We start from the raw sequence: 24644 nt of genomic DNA, 5'->3' as shown, positions 1-24644 counted from the left end.
GGCTGTGCACGCAACGGGAGGGCCCATGCCGCAGATCACCGTCGACTACTCCGCCGAACTGGCGGACGGCTTCGACCGCCCCGCGTTCGCGGGCGCCCTGCACACGGCCGTGGTCGAGATCGCCGCCGCCCGGCCCGCGGCCTGCAAGACGCAGTTCCGCCGGGCCGAGGACACGGTCGTCGGCCCCGACGCCGAGGGCCACGCCGTCGTCCACGTCACCCTTGGCCTGCTGGCCGGCCGCACGGAGGAGACGCGGAACCGGCTCGCCGAGACCACCCTGGAGCTGCTGCGCCGGTACGCCGTCCCGGCCGCGGGCACCACCCTGCACGTCTCCGCCGAGGTCCGGGACCTCGACCCGTCGTACCGGAGCGCGTGACCGCGCTGGATCGCCGCGACCCGCGCCCGCGTCAGCCCCGCGGCTCCGCCAGCGTGACCAGCCGGCCGACCAGGTCCCCGAACGGGCCGTCGGCCGGCTCGTCGGCGATGAGGCGGCGGACCAGGGACGCCATCTCCGCGTCGTAGGCGGCGCTGACCGCCGTCAGGGCCGCGAAGTCGTGCACGAGCTGGGCCTCCAGCTCGGCGCGCGGGATGCGGCGGCCGTCCAGCCAGATCAGGGCGGTCGACTCGGCCAGCGAGATCCAGGAGCGGACCACCAGCTCCAGGCGGGCCGGCGGGTCGGTGACGCCCAGGTGGGACAGGATCTGCACGTAGGCGGCCTGCCGGACCGAGTCGACCAGCGCGTTGGTGGTCGATGAGCCCACCGCCGGGCCGCCGCGCATCAGGGCGGCGAAGCCGGGGCCGTGCTCGTCCACGAAGTCGAAGTACCGGGCCATCACGCGCAGCAGCCGCGTCCCGAGCGGCCCCTCGGCGGGCTCCACGAACCGGGCCGCCAGGTCATCCGAGGCGCGCTGCAACGCGGCCTCGTACAGGCTGAGTTTGCCGGGGAAGTAGTGGTAGACCAGCGGGCGCGAGATGCCCGCCGCCGAGGCTATCTCGTCGATGGAGACCTCGTCCGGCGAGCGGCGGCTGAACAGGTCGAGCGCGACGCCGATCAACTGCTGCCGCCGCTCCTCGACGCCCATGCGCCGGCGTACCCCGGTAGTCATACGAACACCTTACCGAGCGGCTCTCGCCCCGCCGGTTCACATGTCCAGCACCAGCCGCCCGCCGCGCGCCCGCGAGACGCAGATCAGCATCGAGTCGGCCCGCTCGGCGTCCGTCAGCAGCTCGTCCCGGTGATCGATCTCGCCCTCCACCACCCGCTGTTGGCACGTCCCGCACCAGCCCTGCTCGCAGGAGTACGGCGTGCCCGGCAGCGCGGCGCGCACCGCGGCGAGGACCGAGCCGTCGGGCGGCACGGTGAGCGTGCGCCCGCTGCGCCGCAGCTCGACCTCGAACTCCACCTCGCCGTCCGCCGAGACGCGCGGCGCGAACCGCTCCAGGTGCAGCGGCGTGTCCTCGGGCAGCCGCGCCTCGACGGCGTCCATCAGGCCCTGGGGGCCACAGCAGTACACGGCGGTACCTGCCGGGAGTCCGGTCCCGGTCCCGGTTCCGGCTCCGGTGAGGAAGGCGTCCAGGTCGGGCAGCCCGGCCTCGTCCTCGGCGACGACCGTGACCCGCTCCCGCTCCGGGTCCAGCTTCGCCAGCTCCTCCAGGAACGGCATCGAGGCGCGGGATCGGCCCCCGTACAGCAGTCGCCACTCGGTGCCGCGCGGCAGGGCGCGCAGCATCGGCAGGACCGGGGTGATGCCGATGCCGCCGGCCACGAAGAGGTAGCCGGGGGCGTCGACGAGGGGGAAGCGGTTGCGCGGGCCGCGGACCTCCAGCTCCATGCCCTCCCGCACCTGCTCGTGCACCTCGCGCGAGCCGCCCCGCCCGGCCGCGGCCAGCCGGGTCGCCACCGTGTAGGAGGAGGTGTCCTCCGGGTCGCCGCACAGGGAGTACTGGCGCACCAGGCCCGAGGGGAGGACCAGGTCCAGGTGCGCCCCCGGCTCCCAGCGCGGCAGGTCGTGGCCCTCCAGGCGGAGCCGCACCACGCCGTCGGCGACCTCCTCGCGCGCGGTCACCAGCAGGCGCAGGGCGCGCGAGCGGGGTCGCCCGGAGACCGGCGGGTCGAGGGCGGGCAGCGGCCACAGGGGCGACGCCTGGATCCGGCGCCGCAGCGCCCGCCGGACGACGAGGGCGGCACCGGCGCCGGCCACGGCGGCCACCGTCCGCCCGCGCGGCATCACGCCCGCTCCTCGGCGGCCTCGGCCGCGCGGGCGGCGGGAGAGGCCGCCAGGTAGGCGACGGCCTGCTCGGTGGAACCCTCCTGGGAGGGGTGGTAGGCACGGTTCAGATAGCGCGGGATCGAGCGGGCCACCGCACCCGTCGAGGGCAGCAGGCCGCTGCGGCCACGCCGGTGGAAGTCCCGGAAGGAGGCCCGGCCGTCGGTGAGCGTCGGGTCGTTGGCCATGAAGAAGCGGGACCCGCGCTGCCACAGGAACACCAGCGCCGCGAACGCCGTCGCCCAGGTCCGCGCCCGCCGCGCGTATCCGCCGTCCACGTGCTGGAACAGCTCGAAGGCGACCGAGCGGTGCTCGACCTCCTCCGCGCCGTGCCAGCGCAGCAGGTCCAGCATGGTCGGGTCGGCGCCCCGCCGGTCGAGCGCCTCGGCGTTGAGCACCCAGTCGCCGAGGAACGCCGTGTAGTGCTCGATGGCCGCGATCAGCGCCACCCGCTCCATCAGCCACCAGTGGCGCGCCCTGCCCGGCGGCAGGGTGCGGTCGCCCAGCAGCTTCTCGAACAGCCAGTCCACCTGCGCGGTGTACGGCGTCGGGTCGAGGCCCTGCTCGCGCAGGTGCGGCAGCACCTCGTCGTGGGCCTGGGAGTGCATCGCCTCCTGGCCGATGAAGCCGACCACGTCCTCGCGCAGCCGCTCGTCCCGGATGAGCGGCAGCACCTGCTTGTACACGTGCACGAACCAGCGCTCGCCGGCCGGCAGCAGCAGGTGCAGCACGTTGATGGTGTGCGTGGTGAACGGGTCCCCCGGCACCCAGTGCAGCGGGGTGTCCTCCCAGGCGAAGGACACCTTCCGCGCCTTGAGCGGTATCCGCTCGGACTCCACCGGCCGGGGCTGCCGGGCCTGCGTATTAGACATGGCGTCAATGTACTGACGGGTACGGCTCCGGGGAACCCCTCGGATCCGGGGAACCCGCGCGTCACCGCAGGCCGCTGATCGTCTTCCCGTCCGCCAGCCGCCCCGTCAGCTCCGCCCGCGCGCCCTGCTCGGCCTTCGCGGTCAGCAGCCGCCCCTCGCCGGAGGCGTTCACCCCGCCCGAGGCCTTCAACGACTCCGTGCCCCGGCCCGCGGCGGCGAGCAGGTACCAGTGGCCGCCCTGCGACTTCCACAGCACCCCGGCGAGCACCTGCGGATCGCGCGGCCCGCAGGCCGGCCCGTCCTGCGCCCGCGCCGCCACCGCGCCGTACCGCCCGCCGGGCGTCTGGAACTGCGCCTGCACCACCGGTCCGTCGCCGCGCCAGGTCTCCGCCCGCGTGCACACCCAGGACGCCGTCCCGCTCGCGTCGGGCAGCGGCTGCTCGGCGAACTGCCAGGCGTTCACGCTCCGTACGCCCTGCCCGCGCACGCTCCCCAGCGAGCAGGCGTACGGCGCCCAGGTGCGCAGCGCCGCCGCGCCGGAGACGTCCTTCGCCGAGCCGGGACGCCCGGCGGTCAGGCGGGCCGGCACCAGCTCGCCGAGGTCGGTCATCAGCCGGGTGCGCGAACCGTCGGTCAGCTCGAGGACGTTCCACGAGGCGCACGCGCCCGGCTGCTCCCGCACCGGGCCGGCCAGCGGCGCGGTGACGCCGTCGGTGAGGTCCAGGTCCATGGCGCCGGCACCCGGCTTCGCCAGGTCGCGCTCGGCGGCCTTCGTCACCCAAGGGGCGGTCAGATAGCGCACGTTGCCGTCGGCGCGGCCTAGGACCAGCGCGCCCGCCTCGGCCCGCCCCGCCCCGTCGGCCCGCGCGAAGTCCAGGGCCGCGCCCGCCGTGCCGTCCTTCGGCTCGGCGTAGCGGGCGATGCGCAGGCCGTCGGTGAGGATCACCACCCGCGCGCTGTCCACCTCCCCGGCGAAGAGGAGCTGCGGCGGTCCGGCCGGGCCGCCGGTCTGGGTGCCGGGCGTCGCGGACAGCCGTACGGTCTCGCCGGGGCGGGCCCACACCGCGAGGGCCCGGCGCAGCAACTCGTCGTCGCCGGTGAGGCCGCCGCGGGCCGGCCACACGGAGAAGTCGGTGCGCGCGGAGGTCTTCCACGCGCCGGGCGCGGCCTCGACCAGCCGGCCCGGGTCGAGGGCGGCCTCGGCGGCGGCGTTCTCCGCGTACGGCGGGGCCGCCGCGCCGTCCGGACCCCAGCCGTCCCCGCCGGGCAGCCCGAGCAGCGCCCCGCACACCACCAGGGCGGCCCCCGCCACCAGGGCGGCCCTGGTGTGCTGGCGGCGCCGCATCAGGTCGGTCGGCCTGGCCTGCAGCGCGCAGGGGTCGAACTCCGGCGAGGCGAGCAGCGCGTGCGCCTCGGGCACCTCGTCGGCCTCGGCGAGGGCCGCGCCCGGGTCGGCGGCGCCGGCGGCCGAGAGCACCTGCCGGACCTCCTCGTCGGGCAGCCGCTCCAGGCCGCGCAGCACGTACGCCGCCCGGCCGGGCCCGGACAGGGCCGACAGGTGCTGGTCGAGGGCGAGTTCCTCGGCGCCGCCGCTGCGCGGGAAGAGCTTCAGGCCCCACACCCGGGGCAGCGCAGGCGGCAACTGGGAGCGCCGCGGCAGCCCCCGGCGGCGCAGCGGCCGGCCCGCCTCCAGGGCGGTGCGCACCACCCGCAGGCGGATCAGCGCGTACCCGGGGTCGCCCTCCCGGCCGCCGCCCTGGGCGGGGATCACGGGGGTGGTCGTGCGGTTCCTCGGCAGCGCGCGCTGGGTGAGGGCGTGGGCGGTCAGGACGCGGCGGCTGCGGCCGAGGTCCGACGGCAACACCAGGTAGGCGAGCCGCACCAGGCGCGGATAGTGCTCGACGAGCGCGGCCTCGGCCTGCTCGACGTCGACGACCGGATCGGCGCCGGGGGTGAAACCGGTACCGGTGGCGGGGCTTGAGGCGGGGCGCGGGGCGACATCCTGTGGCTGCACGTCCAGCGCAACGAGCGAACCCGCCTCAGGTCACCGCCGCCCGGCTCACTCCGCCGGCTCGACCAGCGCCCGGGCGTAGTTGGCCATCGAGCGCTGGTAGCGCGGGAGATGGGGCGCCAGCGCGCCGAGCACCAGGGACAGGCCCTCCCGGTCCCGGCCGAGGCCGGACAGGCACAGGGCGAGACAGGCCCGTACGGCGTCGTCCAACTCGTCCGACGGAGCGACCAGTTCCGGCGACAGCAGGGCCACGCCCTCCTCCGGATGCCCGGTGTTGCGCAGCGAGCTGGACAGCTGGATCTTGGCCCGGCGGCCCTTGTAGCCGCTGGCCTCGCTCAGACCGGCCGCCAGCGCCGCCCGGTACAGCGGCACCGCCTTGTCCGAGTGCCCGGTGGAGTCCCACGCGCAGGCCCGCTCGAAGGCGCCGAGCGGGCTGTCCGGGGGCAGCTCGCCGGCCAGCGCGTCGATGACGGCGCGGAACTGCCCGGCGTCCTCCTCGGCGTAGTCGTCGAAGGTCGCCCAGGCGGCGTTCACACGGTCTTCCCAGTCCTGATCCACGGCGCCACTCTCACACGGAGAGCGCACCGAGGTCATCCCCTTTCCCGCGACCGCGCCTGAGCGCTGCGCCGCCCGTGCCCGTATCGAGTACGGGAGCCCCGCCCCGGGGTTCGGACGGACCGGAGGAACACATGAGGCTGACCCGACCGACCCTGGCGCTGGCGGCACTGGTCCTCACCGGTTGCGGGGCCGGGTCGCACGGCGACGGGCACGCGGCCATGCCGGCCACGGCGACCGGCAGCCTGGAGCACCTGGCCGCGCGGGCGCGCTGCGAGCCGGACATGCAGACGGACGCCGACACCATCCGGCAGGCACTCTGCCGGCGGGGCGCCGAGACGTACGTGCTGGCCACCTTCGCCACCGACCGCGGACAGCGCGACTGGATCGACACGGCCGAGGACTACGGCGGTTACTACCTGGTCGGCCCCAAGTGGGTCGCCGTCGGCCACCAGGACGTCGTGGCCGGGCTGCGCGGGCGGCTCGGCGGCACGCTCGAGCGGGGCGCCGACCACGGGGGTCATCACGGGGGCTGAGCGGCGGCACGGCGAGGGGCCGGCGGCGTGACATCCCGCCGCCGGCCCCTCGCCGTGTGCCGGTCTAGCGGCAGTCCTTGCCGCTGTTCACGCACTCCACGACCCGGTTCATCAGGTCCTCGTCCATCACGTTGATGAAGTCGTTGTGGTCGGTGACCGGCTTGTGCAGCTGCTCCGGGAAGCCGTCCACGGCGTACGGGGCGCGCACCCGGCCGCCCGCGACCTTCGGCGCCGGCACGGCGTACACCAGGCGGATCTGGAGCTGCGGGATTGCCTGGAAGCCGTTCGGGCAGCTGCCGTCCGGCTGCACGAAGGCCACGTGGTCGCGGTGGTTGGCGCTGTCGATGTTGCGGCCGTCCCAGCAGCTCTGGAAGTTGGCCGTGCGCACCACCTTGCTGCCCCGGGGGCACAGCACGTACTTGTCGGTCACCTGCCGGTCCTCGAAGCCGGTGCAGCTGAAGGAGCTGTTGGCGTTCGCGACGCCGTTGGTGAATGCCTTGGCGTCGCCGGTGATGACGCGCAGGAACCTGGGCATCGCCACCACGTCGCCGCGCTTGTTCCCGACGAACCTGATCTGCGCCTGGCTCGCCCTGAGGATCCGGCCGACGTTGCCCTCGGCGCCGCCGCCCAGGTCGCCGGCGTCGAACTCCTTGGTGCCGTCCTGGAGGCGCAGCACCGGCCAGTAGTAGGTGGAGCGGTCGGCCCGGTTCCGGCACGTGGTGTCCGCGTTCGCCAGGTCCTGGTCGCTGGAGAAGGCGTCGTTGTCCTGGTTGCCGACGTAGTCGTGGGTGTGGTGGGCGCCGTTGTCGACGCCGGGGGCGACGATGATGTTGTCGCTGTTGTGGAGCTTGTTGCCGTTCACGCCGCAGGCCGTGGTGAAGGAGCCCGTCGAGCCGGTGTCGCCGTTCGCGGCCAGGCCGTTGGCGGCGCCGCGGGAGTTCGGCGGGACCTTCTTGATGTCGACGAAGTCGGCGGCGACCGGCCCGGCGGCACCGGCACCGCTTCCGGCTCCACCTCCGGTACCGGCGCCGCCGCCGCTGTCCGGACGTCCCGCCGGCATCCCCTTGCATCCGGCGAGCCGGCCCAGCCAGCCCGGCGTGCTGCCGCCCACACGGCGGAAGTTGACGCCGATCCGGTCCAGGGACGCGGTCCGCCGGGACTTCAGCGGCCCGAGAATCGCGTTCTGGACGTACGCCGCGTCACCCGCCTGCGCGCCGCGGGTCGCCGCGAGCCGGGCGTACGCCTCGGTGATCTGCCGGTCCAGGACGGCCAGTTCCCTGTCCACGCCGGCCCGCGCCCCGCGCGGCACGTTCCGCAGCCATTGGCCCACGTCCGGGCACTTGATGGTGGCGACCGGTGTGCCGGCCGCCGCCGTGGTGCGGCCGTGGGCCCCGCCGCCCGGCTCGTGCGCCGAGGCGTGGAAGTCGGCCCACAGCAGCCCGCCCCCGCCGACGGCCAGGGCCGCCGCCCCGGCGATCATCCTGGTCGCCAGCGGCGCACGGCGCCGTCTCGTGTTGCGTCTCGTGTCGCGTCCCATGGGAGTCCATACGCGGGCGCCCCCACGGGTGTTCAACGCGCGCCGTGATTCAGGGGGCCGGCGGGACGGCCGGGGCTCAGCGACCGCGGTCCAGGTAGGCGAGGACCGCCAGCACCCGCCGGTTGTCGTCGTCCGAGACCTCCAGGCTCAGCTTGGCGAAGATGTTCGCGGTGTGCTTGGCCACCGCCCGCTCGGTGACGACCAGCTTCCCGGCGATAGCCGCGTTGGTCCGCCCCTGCGCCATCAGCTCCAGGACTTCCAGCTCCCGGGGTGTCAGCCGCTCAAGGGGCTGGTCCGCCGCCGCCCGCCGGGACAGCAGCTGCTGGATGACCTGCGGGTCCATCGCCGTGCCGCCCGCCGCCACCCGCCGTACGGCGTCCACGAACTGCTCCGCGTCGAACACCCGGTCCTTCAGCAGGTACCCCACCCCGCCGCTGCCGTCGGCCAGCAACTCCCGCGCGTAGAGCTGCTCCACGTGCTGGGAGAGCACCAGGACCGGCAGTCCGGGGCGGCGCCGGCGGGCCTCCAGGGCGCACTGGAGGCCCTCGTCGGTGTGCGTGGGCGGCAGCCGTACGTCCACCACGGCGACGTCCGGCGCCAGTTCGGCCAGCGCCCGGGACAGCTCGGGGCCGCTCTCCACGGCCGCGGCGATCTCGAAGTCGTGGGCCTCCAGGAGCCGGACCAGACCGTCGCGCAGCAGGAAGAGGTCTTCGGCTAGGACAACGCGCAAGGGATCTCCACGGTGACCAGGGTGGGGCCGCCCGCGGGCGAACTGACGGCCAGGACGCCGTCGAATGTACCCAGTCGCCGCTCCACGCCGGTCAGCCCCGAGCCCGCCCCGAGCACCGCCCCGCCCCCGCCGTTGTCGGTCACCGTGACCCGCAGCCGCCCGCCGCCCGCCGGCTCGTGGTGCACGTCGACCCAGATCCGGTCGGCCCCCGAGTGCTTCACCGCGTTGGTGAGGACCTCGCTGACCGCGAAGTACGCCGCCGACTCGACCGGCGCCTCCGGCCGCCCCGGCAGGTCCACGGCCACGTCGACCGGCACCGGCAGCCGCAGCGCGAGGGCTCGAACGGCGTCGCCGAGGCCGCGCTCGGCGAGCACGGGCGGGTGGATGCCGCGCACCAGGTCGCGCAGCTCGGCCAGGGCGTCGGCGGAGGACCGCCGGGCCTGCGCGAGCAGCTCCCGGGCCTTGGCCGGGTCCTTCTCGATCAGGGCCTCGATCGTCCCGAGGTCCATGCCCATGGCCACCAGGCGGGCCTGCGCCCCGTCGTGCAGGTCCCGTTCGATGCGGCGCAGTTCGGCGGCGGAGGTGTCCACCGCGTCCCGCCGGGTCTCGGTCAGCACCCGTACCCGCTCGGCCAGTTCACCGGCGTTCGGCCCGAGGGCGGCGGCGGTCAGCCGGAAGTGGGCCCGCAGCAGCAGCGGGGTCAGCCACTGGGCGGCGACCAGCAGCGCGGCCCCCAGGGCGGCGGCGCCGAGCGCGGACGCCTGCCCGGTCACGTGCACGAAGCCGTACCAGTAGCCGTCGGGCAGCACCCGCCACAGCGCGACGGCGATGGCGAACCCCTCCAGTGGGTAGAGCGCCAGGGCCCAGGTCAGCACGGCGGTCACGAATCCCGCCGTCATGTCGGCGAGCAGCCACCGCAGGTCCCGCCAGGTCGCCGGGTCGCGGAGCATGCCGAAGGTGCGGGCCCACGGGTTGGCGTCGGCCGGCAGCGGCCGGTAGGCCGGGGGGATCCGCACCCCGCCCCAGCGGGCCGCGAGCAGCCGCCGCCGGTTGGCGAAGGCGCGCACCCGGTCCAGGACGAGCGGGGTGGTGACGATGCCGACGCCGATCGGGACGAGGGCGATGGACACCACGGACAGGCAGAAGCACACCACCGACACCGGCAGGCCGACCAGCGTCAGCACGAAGGCCCGGCCGGCCGCCGTCGCCGTGGCCCGCAGCCGGGCCCGCACCGTCCCGCCGTCCGGGTCCCGCCGCTTCGCCGCCAGGTCCGTACCGTCTCTGAGATCCATGCCGACAGTCTCGGGCAGGCGCCCGGCCGGGTCACTGGCCCGACCCCCCGGTCAGGGGGTGGTGCCAGGTACACCCCCGCCGGCCGCAAGGATCTTCGCCTCGGTCTCCGGGTCGACGCCCTTGAGGGTCCGGTCGGGGCGCTGCGGCGCCACTCCGCCGATCTCCGTCAGCCACCGCCAGGTGTCGGCCACCGTCTCGGCGGCCGGCCGGCACACCAGGCCCGTCGCCAGCGCCCGCGAGACGTCCGCGCGGTGCACGGCGTCGTACATCTCGCCGCCCGGCGGCACCCACACCGGCAGCTCGGTCCACGGCTCGACCCCGGCGTCCAGGATCGGCTGCGGGTCGGTCCAGCGCAGGTCCGCGTCGGCGCCGGTGGCGGCCACGCACGTGTCGAGCAGCTCGCCCATGGTGGCGTGGCCGGCCGGGCTGACCAGGTTGTACGGCCCGCTCAGTTTCTGCTCCAGCGCGCCGAGCAGCCAGTCGGCGAGGTCGCGTACGTCGATGTACTGGATCGGCAGGTCGCGCGGGCCCGGGGCCAGGACCGGGCCGCCGCGGGCGATGCGGGTCAGCCACCAGGGCAGCCGGCCGACGTTCTCGTACGGGCCGAGGATCAGGCCCGCCCGTACCAGCAGGGAGCCCGCCGCGCCGAAGGCGCCGACGGCGGCCAGCTCGCCGCCGCGCTTGTCCTTCGCGTACTCCGTCGCCTCGGCGTCGGCCGCCGCGCCCTCGACCAGCGGGGTGTCCTCGCCGGCGCCGGCCGGCCAGGGCCAGCGGTACACCGACCGGCTGGAGACGTAGGCGTACCGCCCGGCCCGGCCGCGCAGCAGGCGGGCCGTCGCGTCCACGGCCCGGGGCGCCGCCGACCAGGTGTCCACGACCGCGTCCCAGGTGCCCTCGGCCAGCGCGGCGAGGCCGTCGCCGGCGGTGCGGTCGCCGTGCAGCGACCGCGCGCCCGGCGGCGGGGCGTGCCGGCCGCGGTGGAAGACGGTCACCTCCCAGCCGCGCCCGAGCGCCGCCTCCACCACGGCCCGCCCCACGAACTCCGTACCGCCCAGCACCAGTAGCCTCATGCCGGCCACTGTGCCGGACGCGGGGCCGCCGGGGGGAGCGGATCTGCCGAGGGCAGAGGCGTCAGTCCGCGCGCGGGGGCGTGTACTTGTAGCCGACCCGCCGCACGGTGGTGATCGCCCCCCGGTGGGCGGCGCCCAGCTTGCGCCGCAGCCGGGCCACGTGCACGTCGACGGTGCGGCCGTCGCCCACATGGCCGTAGCCCCACACCGTGGTGACCAGCTGGTCGCGGGTGTGCACCCGGTGCGGGTGCGCGACGAGGTGGGCGAGCAGTTCGAACTCCAGGTACGTGAGGTCGAGTTCGCGCCCGTCGACGGAGGCGGTGCGCCGGGCGGCGTCGATGCGCACGAGGGCGTCGCCGTCGGTGGCGGCCGGCTCCTCGGGCTCCGCCGGCTCGGGGACCGCCGTCACCGGGGCGAACGGCTGCTGCTGGTCGGCGGGGACGAGCAGCAGGTAGCCGACCATCGGCGGGCGGCCGGGCAGCGCCGGGAGGGCGTGCGCGGGCGCGGGCAGCCAGGTCGCGCCCGGCGGCAGCAGGCCCGCCACGTCCGGGTGCGCGACCTCGTCCTGGTCGACGGCGCGCAGGCGCTGCCGGGGCGGCACGGGGGAGGGAGGGACGGGGGAGAGGGATCGGGTGGTCGCCATGAGACGTCAGCTCTTTCGCGCGAGAGGTTCGCCGGGAGGGGCGACGGCCGCGGGAAGAGAGGATCGGCGGCGCGTCGCGGGGACGTACGTCGTGCGCGCCGTGGGGCGAAGGGCCGGGTGGGTACGGCTGCCTAGCGGGCCGGCGCGATCAGCGCGCGGCAACACACCCGGTCGAAGTCGTGGTGCTGACGGGACGGCCAGAAGGGCTCCAGGTCAAGGCGACCCGTCGCTGCGGACTTCCGGAAGCTGGCCATGGGGCCATTGAAGCAGACGCCGGCCCCGCACAGCAGACCGCTCTCACTGCGTGGACGCCGCCGTGGCCGGAAACCGACCTCCGGGGCAGCGCGAAGGGCGCCCACCGCGAGGGTGGACGCCCTTCGAAAGCCCGGGGACGTGGCTCAGACCTGGCCGGCCTTCTCCAGCGCCGCGCAGCAGGTCTCCACCAGCAGGCGGGTCACCACGTACGGGTCGACGTTGGCGTTGGGCCGGCGGTCCTCGATGTAGCCCTTGCCGTCCTTCTCCACCTGCCACGGGATGCGCACCGAGGCACCGCGGTTGGAGACGCCGTACGAGTACTCGTTCCACGGCGCGGTCTCGTGCAGGCCGGTGAGGCGGTCGTCGATGCCGGCGCCGTAGTTCTTGACGTGGTCCAGCGGCTTGGAGCCCTCGCCGAGGGACTCGGCGGCGGTGATGATCGCCTCGTAGCCCTCGCGCATCGCCTTGGTGGAGAAGTTGGTGTGCGCGCCCGCGCCGTTCCAGTCGCCCTTGACCGGCTTGGGGTCCAGGGTGGCGGAGACGCCGAAGTCCTCGGCGGTGCGGTAGAGCAGCCAACGCGCCACCCACAGCTGGTCGGAGACCTCCAGCGGGGCCAGCGGGCCGACCTGGAACTCCCACTGCCCGGGCATGACCTCGGCGTTGATGCCGGAGATGCCGAGGCCCGCCTTCAGGCAGTTCTCCAGGTGGGCCTCGACCACGTCGCGGCCGAAGATCTCGTCCGAGCCGACGCCGCAGTAGTAGCCGCCCTGCGCGGCCGGGAAGCCGCCCTCGGGGAAGCCGAGCGGGCGGGAGCCCTTGAAGAAGGTGTACTCCTGCTCGATGCCGAAGATCGGCTCCTGCGCGGCGAACCGGCCCGCCACCTCGGCCAGCGCGGCGCGGGTGTTGCTGGGATGCGGGGTGAAGTCGGTGTCGAGCACCTCGCACATCACCAGGACGTCCTCGCCGCCGCGGATCGGGTCCGGGCAGGAGAAGACCGGCTTCAGCACGCAGTCCGAGGAACTGCCCTCGGCCTGGTTGGTGGAGGAGCCGTCGAAGCCCCAGATCGGCAGCGCGTCGAGTCCGGCCGGGGCGTCCGTGATGATCTTCGTCTTGGAGCGGAGCTTCGCCGTCGGCTCGGTGCCGTCGATCCAGATGTACTCAGCCTTGAAGGCCACGGGGCCACATCCTTCGGGTGTCTCTCGGCGCACTTGCGGGTGCCAGATGCTGTGCTGGTTGCTGTGCCGCAGTGTGTCAACGGGCGATTTCCCGACCGTTGCTCTCATGTGAATCCCGTGTTACCCCGCGCCGCGCTCACAGGAGCGTCCGCGAGCCCCATCCGTACCACCCCCAAAGCCCCTGTGACCAGGGGAGATTGTCAGTGGGCCGGGGTAGAATAGAAGCAGTGTTCGAGGGTGTCGCCGGGGAGTCCGGTCGGCGCCCTGACCGCGACAGGAGGATGCCCGTGCCCGCTGCCGCACTGAAGCCGAAGCCGCTGCCCACCCAGTCCACCGCCAGGCGGCCCGTCCTGCTCGACCTGCCCTACGAGCCCGTGGAGAAGCGCCCGCTGCCGCCCGGCCGCCCCCGCGAGTGGTACGTCACGCACAACCGCCGACTCAAGGCGATGCGCCTGGCCATCGCCCTGCTCGACTCCGGCGTCTACCTGCCCGGCCAGGCGCGCAACGAGACGATCCGCGGCACCGCCCTGACCATCGGCGTCCACCCGCCGTCCGACACGACGTGCCACATGGTGCGCGCCCTGATGCGCTACTCGCGCTGACCGGAGCGCCCCGACGGTGCCGGCGATCGCCCAGCGCCGGTCTCCGGCACCGCCCGCCTCTCAGCGCAGCACCGCCGCCAGCAGGTCGCCCCCCAGCGCCGTCAGCTCCGCCAGATTGACGGTGTGGCCGTCGAGTGTGCCGACCGCCGACTGATCGCGGCCTCCGTCCGGCGGCCGACGGGCAGCGAACGGGACCGAGCCGCGTGCGGCCCGTGCCGGTGAGCGGGTTCTCGGCCGTGTGTCCGCTGCCCCCGGGCGAGACCCAGCCGCCCGCCCCTACGCCGACAGCTCCCGTTCCAGCGGCGTCCGGAAGCGGGGTGTCACCCGGGTCGTCCCCAGCACGGCCGCCAGGCGTGCCGCCTGTGCGGTGATCGCGGCCTCCGCCTCGCGTCCGACGCCCTCGGTGTCCAGCAGGCGCCAGACGATCCGGCCGTCCGGGGCCTGGGCCCAGCCGCCGATCACCCGGCCGCCCCACCACACCGTCGGCCCCACGTTGCCGCTGCGGTCGAACAGCGCCGGCCGCAGTCCAGGGGACAGGTACCAGTCCCGGTGCCGCCAGCCCATCGCCGTCGGGTCGAGGGCGGGCAGCAGCGCCGCCCACGGCTCGTCCGGCGCGGCGGCCGGCCCGGCGTCACCGGCGACGACCCACCCCGCGCCCTCGTCCAGCGCGACGGCCTCCGCGCCGGTGGCGGCCAGCGCCCGGCGCACCTCGGTCACCCGCCACCCCGTCCACCACTTGAGGTCGTCCTCGGTGGCGGGCCCGCACGCCGCGAGCCACCGGCCGAGCAGCCCGGCCTGCGCCTCGGCGGGGTCCAGCTCGGGGTGCGGGGGCGCGGCGGCCCAGCGGAACTGGCTGGACGTCCAGGAGCCGAGCGGCCGGCCCCGTACGACCTTGCCCTCCACGCCCAGCACCCTCAGCAGCCGGGACGAGACGGTGTGCACGCCCTCGTAGCTCTTGCCGGCCGCGTACGCGAACTGCTCCTTCAGGCGCGGCTCGTCCCTGGCCAGCTCGGCCGCCGTCGCCTGCCCGCGCCGGGCCAGCGCGGCGAGCACCGACGCCTCCACCTCCGCCAGCCACCGCGCGTCCGGGGCCCCGGCGGCCGCCATGTCCTTCACCAGCTTGGCCCGCTCCTTCGCGGCCACGGTCAGGCCGGTGGAGGCGTGCACGACGGCGGTCAGCGCGGTCGGGAAGACGAACACGGTGTGCCGCATGCCGTGCATCCGCACCAGGGTGCCGTCCTCGTACAGCGCCCGCTCGGTCGCCGCCACCGCCCCGGCCGGGTCCGCGAGCCGGGCCGCGACGGCCAGGTGCACCGCGGCCGGATCCGTCCCGTGCAGCGCCACCAGCGCCTCGGCGGCCTCCTCCGGACTCCCCGCCCGGGCCGCGCCCGCCAGCCGGTGCCGCACGGCTAGCCGCCCCCGCCGCTCCTCCGCCCCGATGTGCCTCAGCGCGTCACCCATCGCCTAGTACGGCGCCCGGAAGTCGATGTACCCGAGCAGCACGATCAGCGCCGCCACCGAGCCGAGCACCACGGCGGTGGACACCCAGGACGACCGTCTTCCCGACGCCCTCCCGTACTCCGGTTCGGCCCGGAAGGGCACCGGCCCGGGAGGGTTCTCCTTCCACCGCGCGGCGAGCATCCGTGCCCGCGCCGAGGGCTCCTTGTGCTCGGCGCCCTCGGCCCACCTCAGGTCGAACTCACGCTGACCGTCGCCCTGTTCGGGCATGCCCGTACCCATTTCCCCGCCCCCTGGACCTCGTCTCGGAACAACGGACGCACACTACACAGGCCCTCTGACACCCTCACCCGGGACCTTGGCCTTTTGCCGCATTACCCATCAAATCGTACGCTGAAAGCGCGACAGGACATCACAGCCCCCTGGCTGCGGATCCCGCCGTGAGCCCCGCAGTGCCACCCGGGAACCGATCCCATCGCATCCCGAGAGGTGAACTCATGTCGGATGTGGAGCGCAACAAGCAGGTCGTCGTCGACTACTACCGGACCGCCTTCGGCGGCGACCCGGAGAAGGCGGTCAAGGACCACTTCGGCGACCGCTACGTCCAGCACAACCCCGACGCCCAGGACGGCCCCGAGGCATTCATCGGCTTCGTGCGCTGGCTGCGCGGCGACTACCCGGACCTGAGGCTGGACATCAAGCGCGTCATCGCCGAGGGCGACATGGTCGTCACCCACTCCCACCTGGACCTGGAGCCGGGCAACCCGGACAACCCGGGCCGCGCCCTGGCGGACTACTTCCGCCTGGCGGACGGCAAGGTCGTCGAGCACTGGGACGTCATCCAGGACGTCCCGAAGCAGGCCGCCAACGACAACGGCATGTTCTGACGCCGCACACGGCAAGGGCCGCCGCCTCCGGAGGTACCGGAGGCGGCGGCCCTTGGCGTCGGCCGGGTCGGCTCACACGTCGAAGTACAGCTCGAACTCGTGCGGGTGCGGGCGGAGCTGGAGCGGGGCGATCTCGTTGCCGCGCTTGTAGTCGATCCACGTCTCGATCAGGTCCGGGGTGAAGACGTCGCCCTGGAGGAGGAACTCGTGGTCGGACTCCAGGCGGTCCAGGACCGCGCCGAGGGAGGTCGGGACCTGGGCCACGTTCGCGTGCTCCTCGGGAGCCAGCTCGTAGAGGTCCTTGTCGATCGGCTCGGCCGGCTCGATCTTGTTCCGGATGCCGTCCAGGCCGGCCATGAGCAGCGCCGAGAAGGCCAGGTACGGGTTGCCGGAGGAGTCGGGCGCGCGGAACTCGACGCGCTTGGCCTTCGGGTTCGAGCCGGTGATCGGGATGCGCATCGCGGCGGAGCGGTTGCGCTGCGAGTAGACCAGGTTGATCGGCGCCTCGAAGCCGGGGACCAGGCGGTGGTAGGAGTTCACCGTCGGGTTGGTGAAGGCCAGCAGCGACGGGGCGTGGCGCAGGATGCCGCCGATGTAGTAGCGGGCGGTGTCGGACAGGCCGGCGTAGCCCTGCTCGTCGTAGAAGAGCGGGTCGCCGCCCGACCACAGCGACTGGTGGACGTGCATGCCCGAGCCGTTGTCGCCGAAGATCGGCTTCGGCATGAAGGTCGCCGTCTTGCCGTTCTTCCACGCCACGTTCTTCACGATGTACTTGAAGAGCTGGAGGTCGTCCGCGGCGGCGAGCAGCGTGTTGAACTTGTAGTTGATCTCGGCCTGGCCGGCGGTGCCCACCTCGTGGTGCTGGCGCTCGACCTTGAGGCCGGAGCGCTCCAGCTCCAGGGAGATCTCGGCGCGCAGGTCGGCGAAGTGGTCGACCGGCGGGACGGGGAAGTAGCCGCCCTTGTAGCGCACCTTGTAGCCGCGGTTGTTCTCCTCCTTGCCGGTGTTCCAGGCGCCGGCCTCGGAGTCGATGTGGTAGAAGCTCTCGTTCGCGCCGGTGGCGAAGCGCACGCTGTCGAAGACGTAGAACTCGGCCTCGGGGCCGAAGTACGCGGTGTCGGCGATGCCGGTGGAGGCGAGGTACGCCTCGGCCTTCTTCGCCACGTTCCGCGGGTCACGGGAGTACTGCTCGCCGGTGATCGGGTCGTGGATGAAGAAGTTGATGTTCAGCGTCTTGTCCCGGCGGAACGGGTCGATCCGCGCGGTGGACAGGTCCGGGCGCAGGGCCATGTCGGACTCGTGGATGGCCTGGAAGCCGCGGATGGAGGAGCCGTCGAAGGCCTGCTCGTCGTCCGGGTCGAACGCCTCGGCGGGCAGCGTGAAGTGCTGCATCACGCCCGGCAGGTCGCAGAAGCGGACGTCGACGAACTTGACCTCCTCGTCCGCGATGTACTTCTTGGCGTCGTCGGCGTTCTGGAACATCCAGCTCCTCCTACTCCCGACCGTCCCGCCGGGGTGGTAGATCGTCCGTGCGGCCAGTGCGGGTGGCACACGCTGCCCCCGACCCTAGGGACGGGTGATTTCTCGGGCGTGACCCGTTTGTTTCGCAGAAGTTAACCGGCCGCCCCTCCACCGTAGCCCCGACCCACCCTGGCCGCGGCGCGGGGCGCCGGGCGCAGTACCGTGGTCGGGTGGACAACAGGCAGGCACTCGGATCGTGGCTCTCCGGACCCCGCGCGGCCATGGAGGGCGACGGCGCCGACTTCGGCTACCGCGGCAAACAGCTCGGCCTCCCCGAGGACGGACCGGGCTCCGTCGCCCGCCCGGGGCGGCGCATCGGCGCGCTGGCCGTCGACTGGGGCCTGTGCTTCCTGATCGCATACGGTCTGGTCACCCGCGGCTACGACCCCGGCGCGACCGGCAACTGGACCCTGCTGATCTTCTTCGTGCTGAGCGTGCTCACCCTAGGCACGGTCGGCTTCACCCCCGGCAAGCGCCTGCTGCGCCTGCGCGTGGTGGAGCTGGGCACCGGCCGGGTCAGCCCGCTGCGCGCCCTGCTCCGCTCGGTGCTGCTGTGCCTCGCGATCCCCGCGCTGATCTGGGACCGCGACGGCCGCGGCCTGCACGACCGACTGGCGCGCACGGTGGAGGTGCGGATCTAGTACGTGCCGACGTCGTATGCCGCATACGGCGAGGGGCGCCCGGAATCACTCCGGGCGCCCCTCGCCGTATGAGCCGAAGGCGTCAGCGCTGGCGCGGGTTGCCGCCGCGGGGCATCCGCATGCCCTTGGGCATCGGGCCCTTCGGCAGCGGCATGTTGCTCATCAGGTCGCCCAGGGCGCGCAGCCGGTCGTTGGTGACCGTCACCTGCGGTCCGGACAGCACGCGGGGCAGCTTCAGCATGGTGGTGCGCAGCTTCTTCAGCTCCACCTGGCCCTCGCCGGTGCCCACGATCAGGTCGTGCACCGGGACGTCGGCCACGATGCGGTTCATCTTCCGCTTCTCGGCCGCGAGCAGGGACTTCACCCGGTTCGGGTTGCCCTCGGCGACCAGCACGATGCCGGCCTTGCCGACCGCGCGGTGCACCACGTCCTGGTTGCGGTTCATCGCCACCGCGGGCGTCGTCGTCCAGCCCCGGCCGACGTTGTCGAGCACGGCCGCCGCCGCGCCCGGCTGTCCCTCCATCTGCCCGAAGGCCGCCCGCTCGGCCCGGCGCCCGAAGACGATCGCCATCGCGAGGAAGGCGAGCAGCAGGCCCAGGATGCCGAGATAGATGGGGTGACCGATCAAGAAGCCGATCGCGAGGAAGACACCGAGGACGACGATGCCGACAGCCGCGAGCACAAGACCGATCTTCTTGTCGGCCTTGCGGGTCATCTTGTAGGTCAGAGCGATCTGCTTCAGTCGCCCGGGGTTCGCGGCGTCCGCCGCGGGTTCCTTCCTCGCCATGCCGTGAAGTCTACGTGCCCCCGGAGGCGCTCACGACGGCGGTGGTCAGGGGCGGCCGGCGACCGCCGCCTGGCCGAGCACGCGCTCGCTCTCGACGCGGTCCTTGGCGCGCCGGCGGTCCTCCAGGACGGAGTTCCAGGCGTTGCGCCGAGCGGTGCGCTGGCCGCTGCTCAGCAGCAGCGACTCGACGGCCCGCAGGGCGTCGGTGAACGACGGGATGGCGGTGGCGCGTACGGGCGCGACGGGCGCGGCCTGCTGCATGGCGGAGGTCCCCCCTCGGTGCGGGTGCACGTGGCGTGAGTCCAGGGTCACTGACTGGTGTTACCAGCGCGTGACCCGCGGGTCAAACGGACATGAAGCCGCGATGCGGGCGCCCCCGCACGCGGCCGCGGCCCCGGTCGCGCCCCCAACTGCGGGGACGGGCCGGGGCCGCGGACCCGCGGCCGCTACCGCCCGGTAGGGCCTTGTGCGTGAATTCACACGGCGGCGGGCGCCACCGCCGGGGCGGACGCCTGCGTGCGCTGCTCCATCGCCATCCCGTACAGCCGCCCGGCGCGGTACGAGGAGCGCACCAGCGGTCCGGACATGACGCCGGAGAAGCCGATCTCCTCGGCCTCCTCCTTCAGTTCCACGAACTCGGCCGGCTTCACCCAGCGCTCCACGGGGTGGTGGCGCACCGAGGGCCGCAGGTACTGCGTGATGGTGATCAGCTCGCAGCCGGCCTCGTGCAGCTGGGTCAGCGCCTCGCTGATCTCCTCGCGGGTCTCGCCCATGCCGAGGATCAGGTTGGACTTGGTCACCAGGCCGTAGTCGCGGGCCGCGGTGATCACCTGCAGGGAGCGGTCGTAGCGGAAGCCGGGACGGATGCGCTTGAAGATCCGCGGGACGGTCTCGACGTTGTGCGCGAAGACCTCCGGGCGGGAGGCGAAGACCTCGGCGAGCAGCTCGGGGACCGCGTTGAAGTCGGGGGCGAGCAGCTCGACCTTGGTGCGGCCGGCCTCGCGGTCCGCGGTCTGCTGGTGGATCTGGCGCACGGTCTCCGCGTACAGCCAGGCGCCGCCGTCGGGGAGGTCGTCGCGGGCGACGCCGGTGATGGTGGCGTAGTTCAGGTCCATGGTGACCACGGACTCGCCCACCCGGCGCGGCTCGTCGCGGTCGAGCGCCTCGGGCTTGCCGGTGTCGATCTGGCAGAAGTCGCAGCGCCGGGTGCACTGGTCGCCGCCGATGAGGAAGGTCGCCTCGCGGTCCTCCCAGCACTCGTAGATGTTGGGGCAGCCGGCTTCCTGGCAGACCGTGTGCAGGCCCTCGCCCTTCACCAGGTTCTGCATCTTGGTGTACTCGGGGCCCATTTTCGCCCGGGTCTTGATCCACTCGGGCTTGCGCTCGATGGGGGTCTGGCTGTTGCGGACCTCCAGGCGCAGCATCTTGCGTCCGTCGGGTGCGACTGCGGACACGACCGGCTCCCTAGCGATTGATTCTTCGGCGTTCTTCAGGGTACGCCCGTTGATTTGTCGGCCGGCGGGCGCGCGGGCCCTGCCGTCCCGTCAACGCCGCACGCGCGTGGTTTATGCCACCGGCGTTTTCTCGATCACCCGCGGCTGCGGCTCCGCGCCCTCCAGGACGTCCCGCAGACGGCGTTCCACCACCGGCAGCACCTCCTCGATCGTCACGTTGCGGCCCAGTTCGTTCGCGAGCGAGGTCACGCCCGCGTCGCGGATGCCGCAGGGGATGATCCGGTCGAACCAGACGTTGTCCGGGTTCACGTTGAGCGCGAAGCCGTGCATGGTCACGCCCTTGGCCACCCGGATGCCGATCGCCGCGATCTTGCGGTCCTCGCGGCGCTGGCCCGCGTTGGACGGGGCGTACTCGGGCCCGTTCAGCCGGGCGTCGAACTCCTCGTCGGCCAGGCGCGGGTCGAAGTCCAGGGAGAGGCCGCCGAGCGCCGGCCGGCTCGCCACCGGGTCGCCGAGCACCCACACCCCGCTGCGGCCCTCCACGCGGGTGGTCGCGAGGCCGAACTCCGCGCAGGTGCGGATCAGCGCCTCCTCCAGGCGCCGCACGTGCGCCACGACGTCCACCGGGCGCGGCAGCTTCTGGATGGGATAGCCCACCAGCTGGCCCGGGCCGTGCCAGGTGATCTTGCCGCCGCGGTCCACGTCGATCACCGGGGTGCCGTCCAGCGGGCGCTCGCTCTCGGCGGTGCGGCGCCCCGCGGTGTAGACCGGCGGGTGCTCCAGGAGCAGCACGGTGTCCGGGACCTCGTCGGCGAACCGCGCGGCGTGCACGCGGCGCTGCTCGTCCCACGCCTCCTGGTACTCGACGCGCTCGGCGCCGAACCCCATCCGGACGAACCGCAGCTCACTCACGACACGTGCCTCCCTGGAAGGTCGTCAGGCACGAACGGTGCCCATGCCACTGTACGACCGCCCGCGCGTCGTCAGCCGGGCGGGCGATGCTCATCCGATCGGATGGATCCCGGGCGAAAGGTGAGATGAGGTGCTTACTCCCCGCTACATTCGCGCCGTCCGCGCGCCCGAAGAGCCCGAGCAGCACCGGAGAGCAGGAGACCGCACCGCACCATGACGGATCGACCCGCGCAGCGCAGCACCCGCACCCCCAACAGCCGGCTCGCCGCCCTCATCGCCGAGGCGGGCTTCTCCCACGCGGGTCTCGCCCGTCGCGTCGACCAGCTCGGGCTGGAACACGGCCTGGACCTGAGATACGACAAGACCTCCGTCACCCGCTGGCTGCGCGGGCAGCAGCCGCGCGGCACCGCGCCGGCCCTGATCGCCGAGGCGTTCACCCGGCGCCTGGGCCGTCGGCTGACCCCCGAGGACCTCGGCATGGCGGCCTGCGCCCCCGTCTACGCGGGGCTGGAGTTCGCCGCCGGCCCGGAGGAGGCCGTCGACATCGTCGGCGCGCTGTGGCGCAAGGACTCCGGCAGCCACGCCGAGCTGCGCCGCATCGCCTTCAGCCCGGCCGGCCTCGTCGTGCCCAGCCGGGACTGGCTGATCGGCCGGGCCGACGACAAGGTGGCCCGCGCCGCGCCCCCCGAGCCGCCCGTCCGCGTCCCCGCGCAGGGCCGTGGCCGCCGGGGCGGCGCGCTGGTCCCCGCCCCGTACGACCCCGCCCGCCGGCCGGGCCCGGGCGAGCGCGGCCCCGGGCAGAAGGTCACCGGCGGCGACCTCGCCGCGCTCCGCTCGGTCGCCGAGCTGTTCCGCGGCCTGGACGACCGCTACGGCGGCGGCCACGCCCGCCAGGCCCTGGTCCGCTACCTGGAGCACGAGCTGGAGCCCATGCTGCGCGGCAGCTACGGCGAGCAGACCGGCCGGCGCCTGTTCGCCGCCGCCGCCGACCTGACCCGGCTGGCCGGCTGGACCTCGTACGACATCGGGGCGCACGGCCTCGCCCAGCGCTACTTCGTGCAGGCGCTGCGCCTCGCGCAGGCCGCGGGCGACCGGGCCCTCGGCTCGTACGTGCTGGTCACCATGAGCCGGCAGGCCGTCTACCTCGGGCACGGGCGCGAGGCCGTGCAGCTGGCCCGGGTCGCCCAGCAGGGCATGGCCACCGCCGCGCCGCCGGTGGCGCAGGCCCTGCTGCACGCCGCCGAGGCACGGGCGCACGGGGTGCTCGGCGAGGTGCGGGCCTGCACCTCGGCGCTGGTGCGGGCCGAGCGCGCGCTGGGCGCCGCCCGGCCGGGCGACGAGGTCCCGCACTGGGCGCGCTTCTTCGACGAGGCGCAGCTCGCCGACGAGTTCGGCCACTGCCACCGCGACCTCCAGCAGTTCCGCGCCGCCGCCCAGCACGCCGAGCGTTCGCTGCGGCTGCGCGCGCCCGGCTACGCCCGCAGCCGCCTGTTCTGCCAGGTCGTCCTCGCCACCGCCCGGCTGGGCCTCGGCGAACTCGACCAGGCGTGCCTGCTCGGCGCCGACGCGGCCGGGCAGGCGGCCGAGATGCGCTCGGCCAGGGCGACGGAGTACGTCCGCGACTTCGAGCGCCGCCTCGAGCCGTACCGGGACGCGGCGCCGGTGCGCGGCTACCGGGAGAAGGTCGCCGCGCTGCCGTAGACGTCCCTAAGCGGCCGTCGGCAGCGGGTCCGCCGTGTGCATCGGACGGTCCGCGCCCAGGTCGGCCAGGATCGCCGCCGAGGCCCGCCGCCCCGAGCGCAGGGCGCCCTGGACGGTGCTGGTGTCGCGGTGGTCGCCGCAGACGTACAGGCCGGCGAGGAGACGCACCGGCCGCCGGGGGTCGTGCGGGGGACGCATGACCGGCACCGCCTCGGCGGTGTGGTGCACGGCGAGGGTCTCCCAGCGGGCGGTCGGGGTGCCGTAGAGGCGGGCCAGGTGGCCGCGCACGGCGGTGTCCACGTCGGCCGGCGGCGGGCCGAGGACGGTGGAGGAGACCAGGGCCCGGCCGGCCGGCGCGCGGGACGGGTCGACCTCGCTGACCACCGCCGTGTGCGCGACCGGGCCGCCGCGGTCGGCGTCGAGCAGCAGCCAGGCGCCGGTGGCGGGCGGCTCGTCGGTGGTGTGGTGCACCACTGTCACCGGGTGGAAGTCCGGCACCCGCAGCCCGGGCAGCAGCTCGGCGGCGGCCCCGGCGTCGGTCGCCACCAGCACCGCCCGGCACCGCACGACCCCGTGCTCGGCCGTGGTCACGGCGTTGGTCGCCACCGACACGGCCCGCACGCCGGTGCGCACGGTGCCCGGCGGCAGGGTGCGCGCCAGCAGCTGGGGCAGCGCCTCGGCGCCCCCGGCGGACAGCCCGAGCCGCCCGCTCGCGAAGGCGCGCAGTGCGAGGTCGGCGCACCGGCTGGAGGTGGTGAGGTCCGGGTCGCACAGCAGGGCGGCGAGCAGCGGGCGCAGGAAGCCGTCGACGGTGCGGGCGGGCAGCCCGCGCGCCGCCAGCGCCCGCGCGGCGGGCAGTTCGGGGCGGGCGAGCAGCCGCTCCACCGGCGTGTGCGCGAGCCGGGCCAGGGCGGCGCCGAGCCGTGCCTGGTCGACGGCGGTGCCGAGCGGGGCGGCGGCCCGGGCGCGGGGCACGGACGCGAGGCCGACGGTTCCCCGCCCGGAGGTCCGGCCAGGTGCCCATGCGGGGGTCCTGCCGGGTTCCCCCGCAGGGGTCCTGCCGGGTTCCCCCACCGGGGTTCCGCCGGATCCGCCTACCGGGGTTCCGCCCGATCCCCCCACGGGCGTGCCGCCGGATCCCCCCGTCGGGGCCCGGCCCGGTGCCCACCCCGGCGTCCGGCCCGGGACCCGGGCCGGGGCCCGTCCCGGGATGCGGCCCGGGGCCCAGCCCAGGACCCGGCCCGGTGTCCACCCCGGCCCGGGGAGCACCGGGGCCGGGTGCCGCGCGGCCGGGAGCGCTCCCGCGGGACCCGGCCGGGGCGCGCCCGCCAGGGCCCGCACGGCGTGCAGCGCCCCTCGTGCGCCCCGTGCGCCCCCCGTGCCCGCGGGGGCGCCCACGCGGTGGTGGCGGCCCTCGCCGTGCAGCAGGACGCCGGGCGCGAAGGGCAGCACCGCCAGGCCGTCCAGGGCGGGGACGCGGTGCAGTTCGGGGTGGGCCGTGGACAGCAGGTGGCCGATCCGGTCGAGCCGGAAGCCGTCGACCTTCTCGGTGGTCATCCGGCCGCCCACCCCGTGGGCGGCCTCCAGGACCACGGTCCGCACTCCTGCGCTGGTCAGCCGATGCGCCGCGGCGAGTCCGGCGATCCCGGCCCCCACGACGACGACGTCCGCCTGGTGCTCGTGCACGTGCCCCTCCTAGGGGTTGCGCGGTCGCTGGGGACGTCATGCCCCCGACCG

The 24644-nt window shown here is 74.5% G+C and carries 26 protein-coding genes; 6 read left to right on the top strand and 20 right to left on the bottom strand.

What is annotated here, in order from left to right:
• Positions 1-25 precede the first annotated feature (25 nt).
• The gene (locus tag ACGFZL_RS00240) at positions 26-376 is read left to right on the top strand and encodes a 5-carboxymethyl-2-hydroxymuconate Delta-isomerase (RefSeq protein WP_355166807.1); all 351 of its coding nucleotides are present in this window, start codon (positions 26-28) and stop codon (positions 374-376) included.
• 31 nt (positions 377-407) lie between these two features.
• Here ACGFZL_RS00240 and ACGFZL_RS00235 read toward each other — a convergent pair whose 3' ends face one another.
• The 5 genes from ACGFZL_RS00235 to ACGFZL_RS00215 all read right to left on the bottom strand — a co-directional run bounded on the left by ACGFZL_RS00235 (position 408) and on the right by ACGFZL_RS00215 (position 5744).
• Positions 408-1106: a TetR/AcrR family transcriptional regulator gene (locus ACGFZL_RS00235; protein WP_355166809.1), complete on the bottom strand. Its 699-nt coding sequence runs from the start codon at positions 1104-1106 to the stop codon at positions 408-410.
• A gap of 36 nt (positions 1107-1142) precedes the next feature.
• On the bottom strand, positions 1143-2228 hold the full coding sequence (locus ACGFZL_RS00230) for a PDR/VanB family oxidoreductase (protein WP_393687752.1): 1086 nt from the start codon (positions 2226-2228) through the stop codon (positions 1143-1145).
• Entirely contained in the window at positions 2228-3139 is a 912-nt protein-coding gene (locus tag ACGFZL_RS00225; protein ID WP_393687750.1) for a metal-dependent hydrolase, read from the bottom strand. The genes ACGFZL_RS00230 and ACGFZL_RS00225 overlap by 1 nt, the downstream gene beginning before the upstream one ends.
• A gap of 61 nt (positions 3140-3200) precedes the next feature.
• The gene (locus tag ACGFZL_RS00220) at positions 3201-5153 is read right to left on the bottom strand and encodes a hypothetical protein (RefSeq protein ID WP_393687748.1); all 1953 of its coding nucleotides are present in this window, start codon (positions 5151-5153) and stop codon (positions 3201-3203) included.
• Between the two features lie 45 nt (positions 5154-5198).
• On the bottom strand, positions 5199-5744 hold the full coding sequence (locus ACGFZL_RS00215; protein ID WP_393687746.1) for a tetratricopeptide repeat protein: 546 nt from the start codon (positions 5742-5744) through the stop codon (positions 5199-5201).
• A 95-nt stretch (positions 5745-5839) separates the two neighbouring features.
• Here ACGFZL_RS00215 and ACGFZL_RS00210 point away from each other — a divergent pair, with 95 nt between their 5' ends.
• Positions 5840-6241: a hypothetical protein gene (locus tag ACGFZL_RS00210; protein WP_393687744.1), complete on the top strand. Its 402-nt coding sequence runs from the start codon at positions 5840-5842 to the stop codon at positions 6239-6241.
• A 64-nt stretch (positions 6242-6305) separates the two neighbouring features.
• Here ACGFZL_RS00210 and ACGFZL_RS00205 read toward each other — a convergent pair whose 3' ends face one another.
• From ACGFZL_RS00205 to glnII, 7 genes are all read right to left on the bottom strand, one after another.
• The gene (locus tag ACGFZL_RS00205) at positions 6306-7778 is read right to left on the bottom strand and encodes a DUF1996 domain-containing protein (protein ID WP_393687742.1); all 1473 of its coding nucleotides are present in this window, start codon (positions 7776-7778) and stop codon (positions 6306-6308) included.
• Positions 7779-7854: 76 nt separating this feature from the next.
• Positions 7855-8508 carry a response regulator transcription factor gene (locus tag ACGFZL_RS00200; RefSeq protein ID WP_355166823.1) on the bottom strand — a complete coding sequence of 218 codons (654 nt, stop codon included), beginning with the start codon at positions 8506-8508 and terminating at the stop codon, positions 7855-7857.
• The gene (locus ACGFZL_RS00195; protein ID WP_393687740.1) at positions 8493-9800 is read right to left on the bottom strand and encodes a sensor histidine kinase; all 1308 of its coding nucleotides are present in this window, start codon (positions 9798-9800) and stop codon (positions 8493-8495) included. The genes ACGFZL_RS00200 and ACGFZL_RS00195 overlap by 16 nt, the downstream gene beginning before the upstream one ends.
• Positions 9801-9851: 51 nt before the next feature.
• A complete protein-coding gene (locus ACGFZL_RS00190) occupies positions 9852-10871 on the bottom strand; it encodes an NAD-dependent epimerase/dehydratase family protein (RefSeq protein ID WP_393687739.1) in 1020 nt (339 codons plus the stop codon).
• A 61-nt stretch (positions 10872-10932) separates the two neighbouring features.
• Positions 10933-11514 carry a winged helix-turn-helix domain-containing protein gene (locus ACGFZL_RS00185; RefSeq protein WP_393687737.1) on the bottom strand — a complete coding sequence of 194 codons (582 nt, stop codon included), beginning with the start codon at positions 11512-11514 and terminating at the stop codon, positions 10933-10935.
• A gap of 131 nt (positions 11515-11645) precedes the next feature.
• The gene (locus ACGFZL_RS00180) at positions 11646-11768 is read right to left on the bottom strand and encodes a hypothetical protein (protein WP_393687735.1); all 123 of its coding nucleotides are present in this window, start codon (positions 11766-11768) and stop codon (positions 11646-11648) included.
• Positions 11769-11912: 144 nt separating this feature from the next.
• Complete coding sequence (gene glnII, locus ACGFZL_RS00175; RefSeq protein WP_355166831.1) at positions 11913-12944, bottom strand: glutamine synthetase; 1032 nt, start codon at positions 12942-12944, stop codon at positions 11913-11915.
• 287 nt (positions 12945-13231) lie between these two features.
• On the opposite strand from glnII, the gene ACGFZL_RS00170 reads away from it, so the two are divergent.
• A complete protein-coding gene (locus ACGFZL_RS00170; RefSeq protein WP_355166833.1) occupies positions 13232-13546 on the top strand; it encodes a hypothetical protein in 315 nt (104 codons plus the stop codon).
• A gap of 276 nt (positions 13547-13822) precedes the next feature.
• Here ACGFZL_RS00170 and ACGFZL_RS00165 read toward each other — a convergent pair whose 3' ends face one another.
• The gene (locus tag ACGFZL_RS00165) at positions 13823-15007 is read right to left on the bottom strand and encodes a winged helix DNA-binding domain-containing protein (protein WP_393687732.1); all 1185 of its coding nucleotides are present in this window, start codon (positions 15005-15007) and stop codon (positions 13823-13825) included.
• A 3-nt stretch (positions 15008-15010) separates the two neighbouring features.
• Positions 15011-15274, bottom strand: coding sequence for a hypothetical protein (locus ACGFZL_RS00160; protein ID WP_393687730.1), 264 nt, complete (start codon positions 15272-15274; stop codon positions 15011-15013).
• Between the two features lie 227 nt (positions 15275-15501).
• Here ACGFZL_RS00160 and ACGFZL_RS00155 point away from each other — a divergent pair, with 227 nt between their 5' ends.
• Positions 15502-15891 (top strand): nuclear transport factor 2 family protein, encoded by a 390-nt coding sequence (locus ACGFZL_RS00155; protein WP_393687728.1) that lies wholly within the window; start codon positions 15502-15504, stop codon positions 15889-15891.
• Positions 15892-15963: 72 nt separating this feature from the next.
• Here the strand turns inward: ACGFZL_RS00155 and glnA are convergent, their stop codons facing one another.
• Positions 15964-17373, bottom strand: a complete 1410-nt coding sequence (glnA, locus tag ACGFZL_RS00150; RefSeq protein WP_355166839.1) for a type I glutamate--ammonia ligase — start codon at positions 17371-17373, stop codon at positions 15964-15966.
• Positions 17374-17582: 209 nt separating this feature from the next.
• Between glnA and ACGFZL_RS00145 the strand changes: the two genes are divergently transcribed.
• Complete coding sequence (locus tag ACGFZL_RS00145; protein WP_393687726.1) at positions 17583-18053, top strand: RDD family protein; 471 nt, start codon at positions 17583-17585, stop codon at positions 18051-18053.
• Positions 18054-18135: 82 nt separating this feature from the next.
• Here the strand turns inward: ACGFZL_RS00145 and ACGFZL_RS00140 are convergent, their stop codons facing one another.
• The 4 genes from ACGFZL_RS00140 to lipB all read right to left on the bottom strand — a co-directional run bounded on the left by ACGFZL_RS00140 (position 18136) and on the right by lipB (position 21206).
• Entirely contained in the window at positions 18136-18840 is a 705-nt protein-coding gene (locus ACGFZL_RS00140) for a DUF4191 domain-containing protein (protein WP_355166843.1), read from the bottom strand.
• Positions 18841-18885: 45 nt separating this feature from the next.
• Entirely contained in the window at positions 18886-19101 is a 216-nt protein-coding gene (locus tag ACGFZL_RS00135) for a hypothetical protein (protein WP_355166845.1), read from the bottom strand.
• 215 nt (positions 19102-19316) lie between these two features.
• Complete coding sequence (lipA, locus tag ACGFZL_RS00130; RefSeq protein ID WP_393687724.1) at positions 19317-20294, bottom strand: lipoyl synthase; 978 nt, start codon at positions 20292-20294, stop codon at positions 19317-19319.
• A 111-nt stretch (positions 20295-20405) separates the two neighbouring features.
• The gene (gene lipB, locus ACGFZL_RS00125) at positions 20406-21206 is read right to left on the bottom strand and encodes a lipoyl(octanoyl) transferase LipB (protein WP_393687722.1); all 801 of its coding nucleotides are present in this window, start codon (positions 21204-21206) and stop codon (positions 20406-20408) included.
• A gap of 213 nt (positions 21207-21419) precedes the next feature.
• On the opposite strand from lipB, the gene ACGFZL_RS00120 reads away from it, so the two are divergent.
• Entirely contained in the window at positions 21420-22907 is a 1488-nt protein-coding gene (locus ACGFZL_RS00120; protein WP_393687720.1) for a regulator, read from the top strand.
• A gap of 6 nt (positions 22908-22913) precedes the next feature.
• Here ACGFZL_RS00120 and ACGFZL_RS00115 read toward each other — a convergent pair whose 3' ends face one another.
• A complete protein-coding gene (locus tag ACGFZL_RS00115; protein ID WP_393687718.1) occupies positions 22914-24593 on the bottom strand; it encodes an FAD-dependent oxidoreductase in 1680 nt (559 codons plus the stop codon).
• Between the last annotated feature and the right edge of the window lie 51 nt (positions 24594-24644).

The organism is Streptomyces sp. NPDC048182, from assembly GCF_043202555.1.
Classification (GTDB): domain Bacteria; phylum Actinomycetota; class Actinomycetes; order Streptomycetales; family Streptomycetaceae; genus Streptomyces.
Note: the sequence above shows the minus strand (reverse complement) of the source record. Positions and strands in the feature narration are given on the sequence as shown.

Coding starts and splice junctions, on each gene's coding strand:
- ACGFZL_RS00230 (WP_393687752.1), bottom strand. CDS start 2,228: ATGCCGCGCGGGCGGACGGTGGCCGCCGTGGCCGGCGCCGGTGCCGCC.
- ACGFZL_RS00155 (WP_393687728.1), top strand. CDS start 15,502: ATGTCGGATGTGGAGCGCAACAAGCAGGTCGTCGTCGACTACTACCGG.
- ACGFZL_RS00240 (WP_355166807.1), top strand. CDS start 26: ATGCCGCAGATCACCGTCGACTACTCCGCCGAACTGGCGGACGGCTTC.
- ACGFZL_RS00180 (WP_393687735.1), bottom strand. CDS start 11,768: ATGGCCAGCTTCCGGAAGTCCGCAGCGACGGGTCGCCTTGACCTGGAG.
- ACGFZL_RS00190 (WP_393687739.1), bottom strand. CDS start 10,871: ATGAGGCTACTGGTGCTGGGCGGTACGGAGTTCGTGGGGCGGGCCGTG.
- ACGFZL_RS00135 (WP_355166845.1), bottom strand. CDS start 19,101: ATGCAGCAGGCCGCGCCCGTCGCGCCCGTACGCGCCACCGCCATCCCG.
- ACGFZL_RS00185 (WP_393687737.1), bottom strand. CDS start 11,514: ATGGCGACCACCCGATCCCTCTCCCCCGTCCCTCCCTCCCCCGTGCCG.
- ACGFZL_RS00225 (WP_393687750.1), bottom strand. CDS start 3,139: ATGTCTAATACGCAGGCCCGGCAGCCCCGGCCGGTGGAGTCCGAGCGG.
- ACGFZL_RS00195 (WP_393687740.1), bottom strand. CDS start 9,800: ATGGATCTCAGAGACGGTACGGACCTGGCGGCGAAGCGGCGGGACCCG.
- ACGFZL_RS00120 (WP_393687720.1), top strand. CDS start 21,420: ATGACGGATCGACCCGCGCAGCGCAGCACCCGCACCCCCAACAGCCGG.
- ACGFZL_RS00235 (WP_355166809.1), bottom strand. CDS start 1,106: ATGACTACCGGGGTACGCCGGCGCATGGGCGTCGAGGAGCGGCGGCAG.
- ACGFZL_RS00205 (WP_393687742.1), bottom strand. CDS start 7,778: ATGGGACGCGACACGAGACGCAACACGAGACGGCGCCGTGCGCCGCTG.
- ACGFZL_RS00140 (WP_355166843.1), bottom strand. CDS start 18,840: ATGGCGAGGAAGGAACCCGCGGCGGACGCCGCGAACCCCGGGCGACTG.
- ACGFZL_RS00160 (WP_393687730.1), bottom strand. CDS start 15,274: ATGCCCGAACAGGGCGACGGTCAGCGTGAGTTCGACCTGAGGTGGGCC.
- glnA (WP_355166839.1), bottom strand. CDS start 17,373: ATGTTCCAGAACGCCGACGACGCCAAGAAGTACATCGCGGACGAGGAG.
- ACGFZL_RS00215 (WP_393687746.1), bottom strand. CDS start 5,744: ATGACCTCGGTGCGCTCTCCGTGTGAGAGTGGCGCCGTGGATCAGGAC.
- ACGFZL_RS00165 (WP_393687732.1), bottom strand. CDS start 15,007: ATGGGTGACGCGCTGAGGCACATCGGGGCGGAGGAGCGGCGGGGGCGG.
- ACGFZL_RS00210 (WP_393687744.1), top strand. CDS start 5,840: ATGAGGCTGACCCGACCGACCCTGGCGCTGGCGGCACTGGTCCTCACC.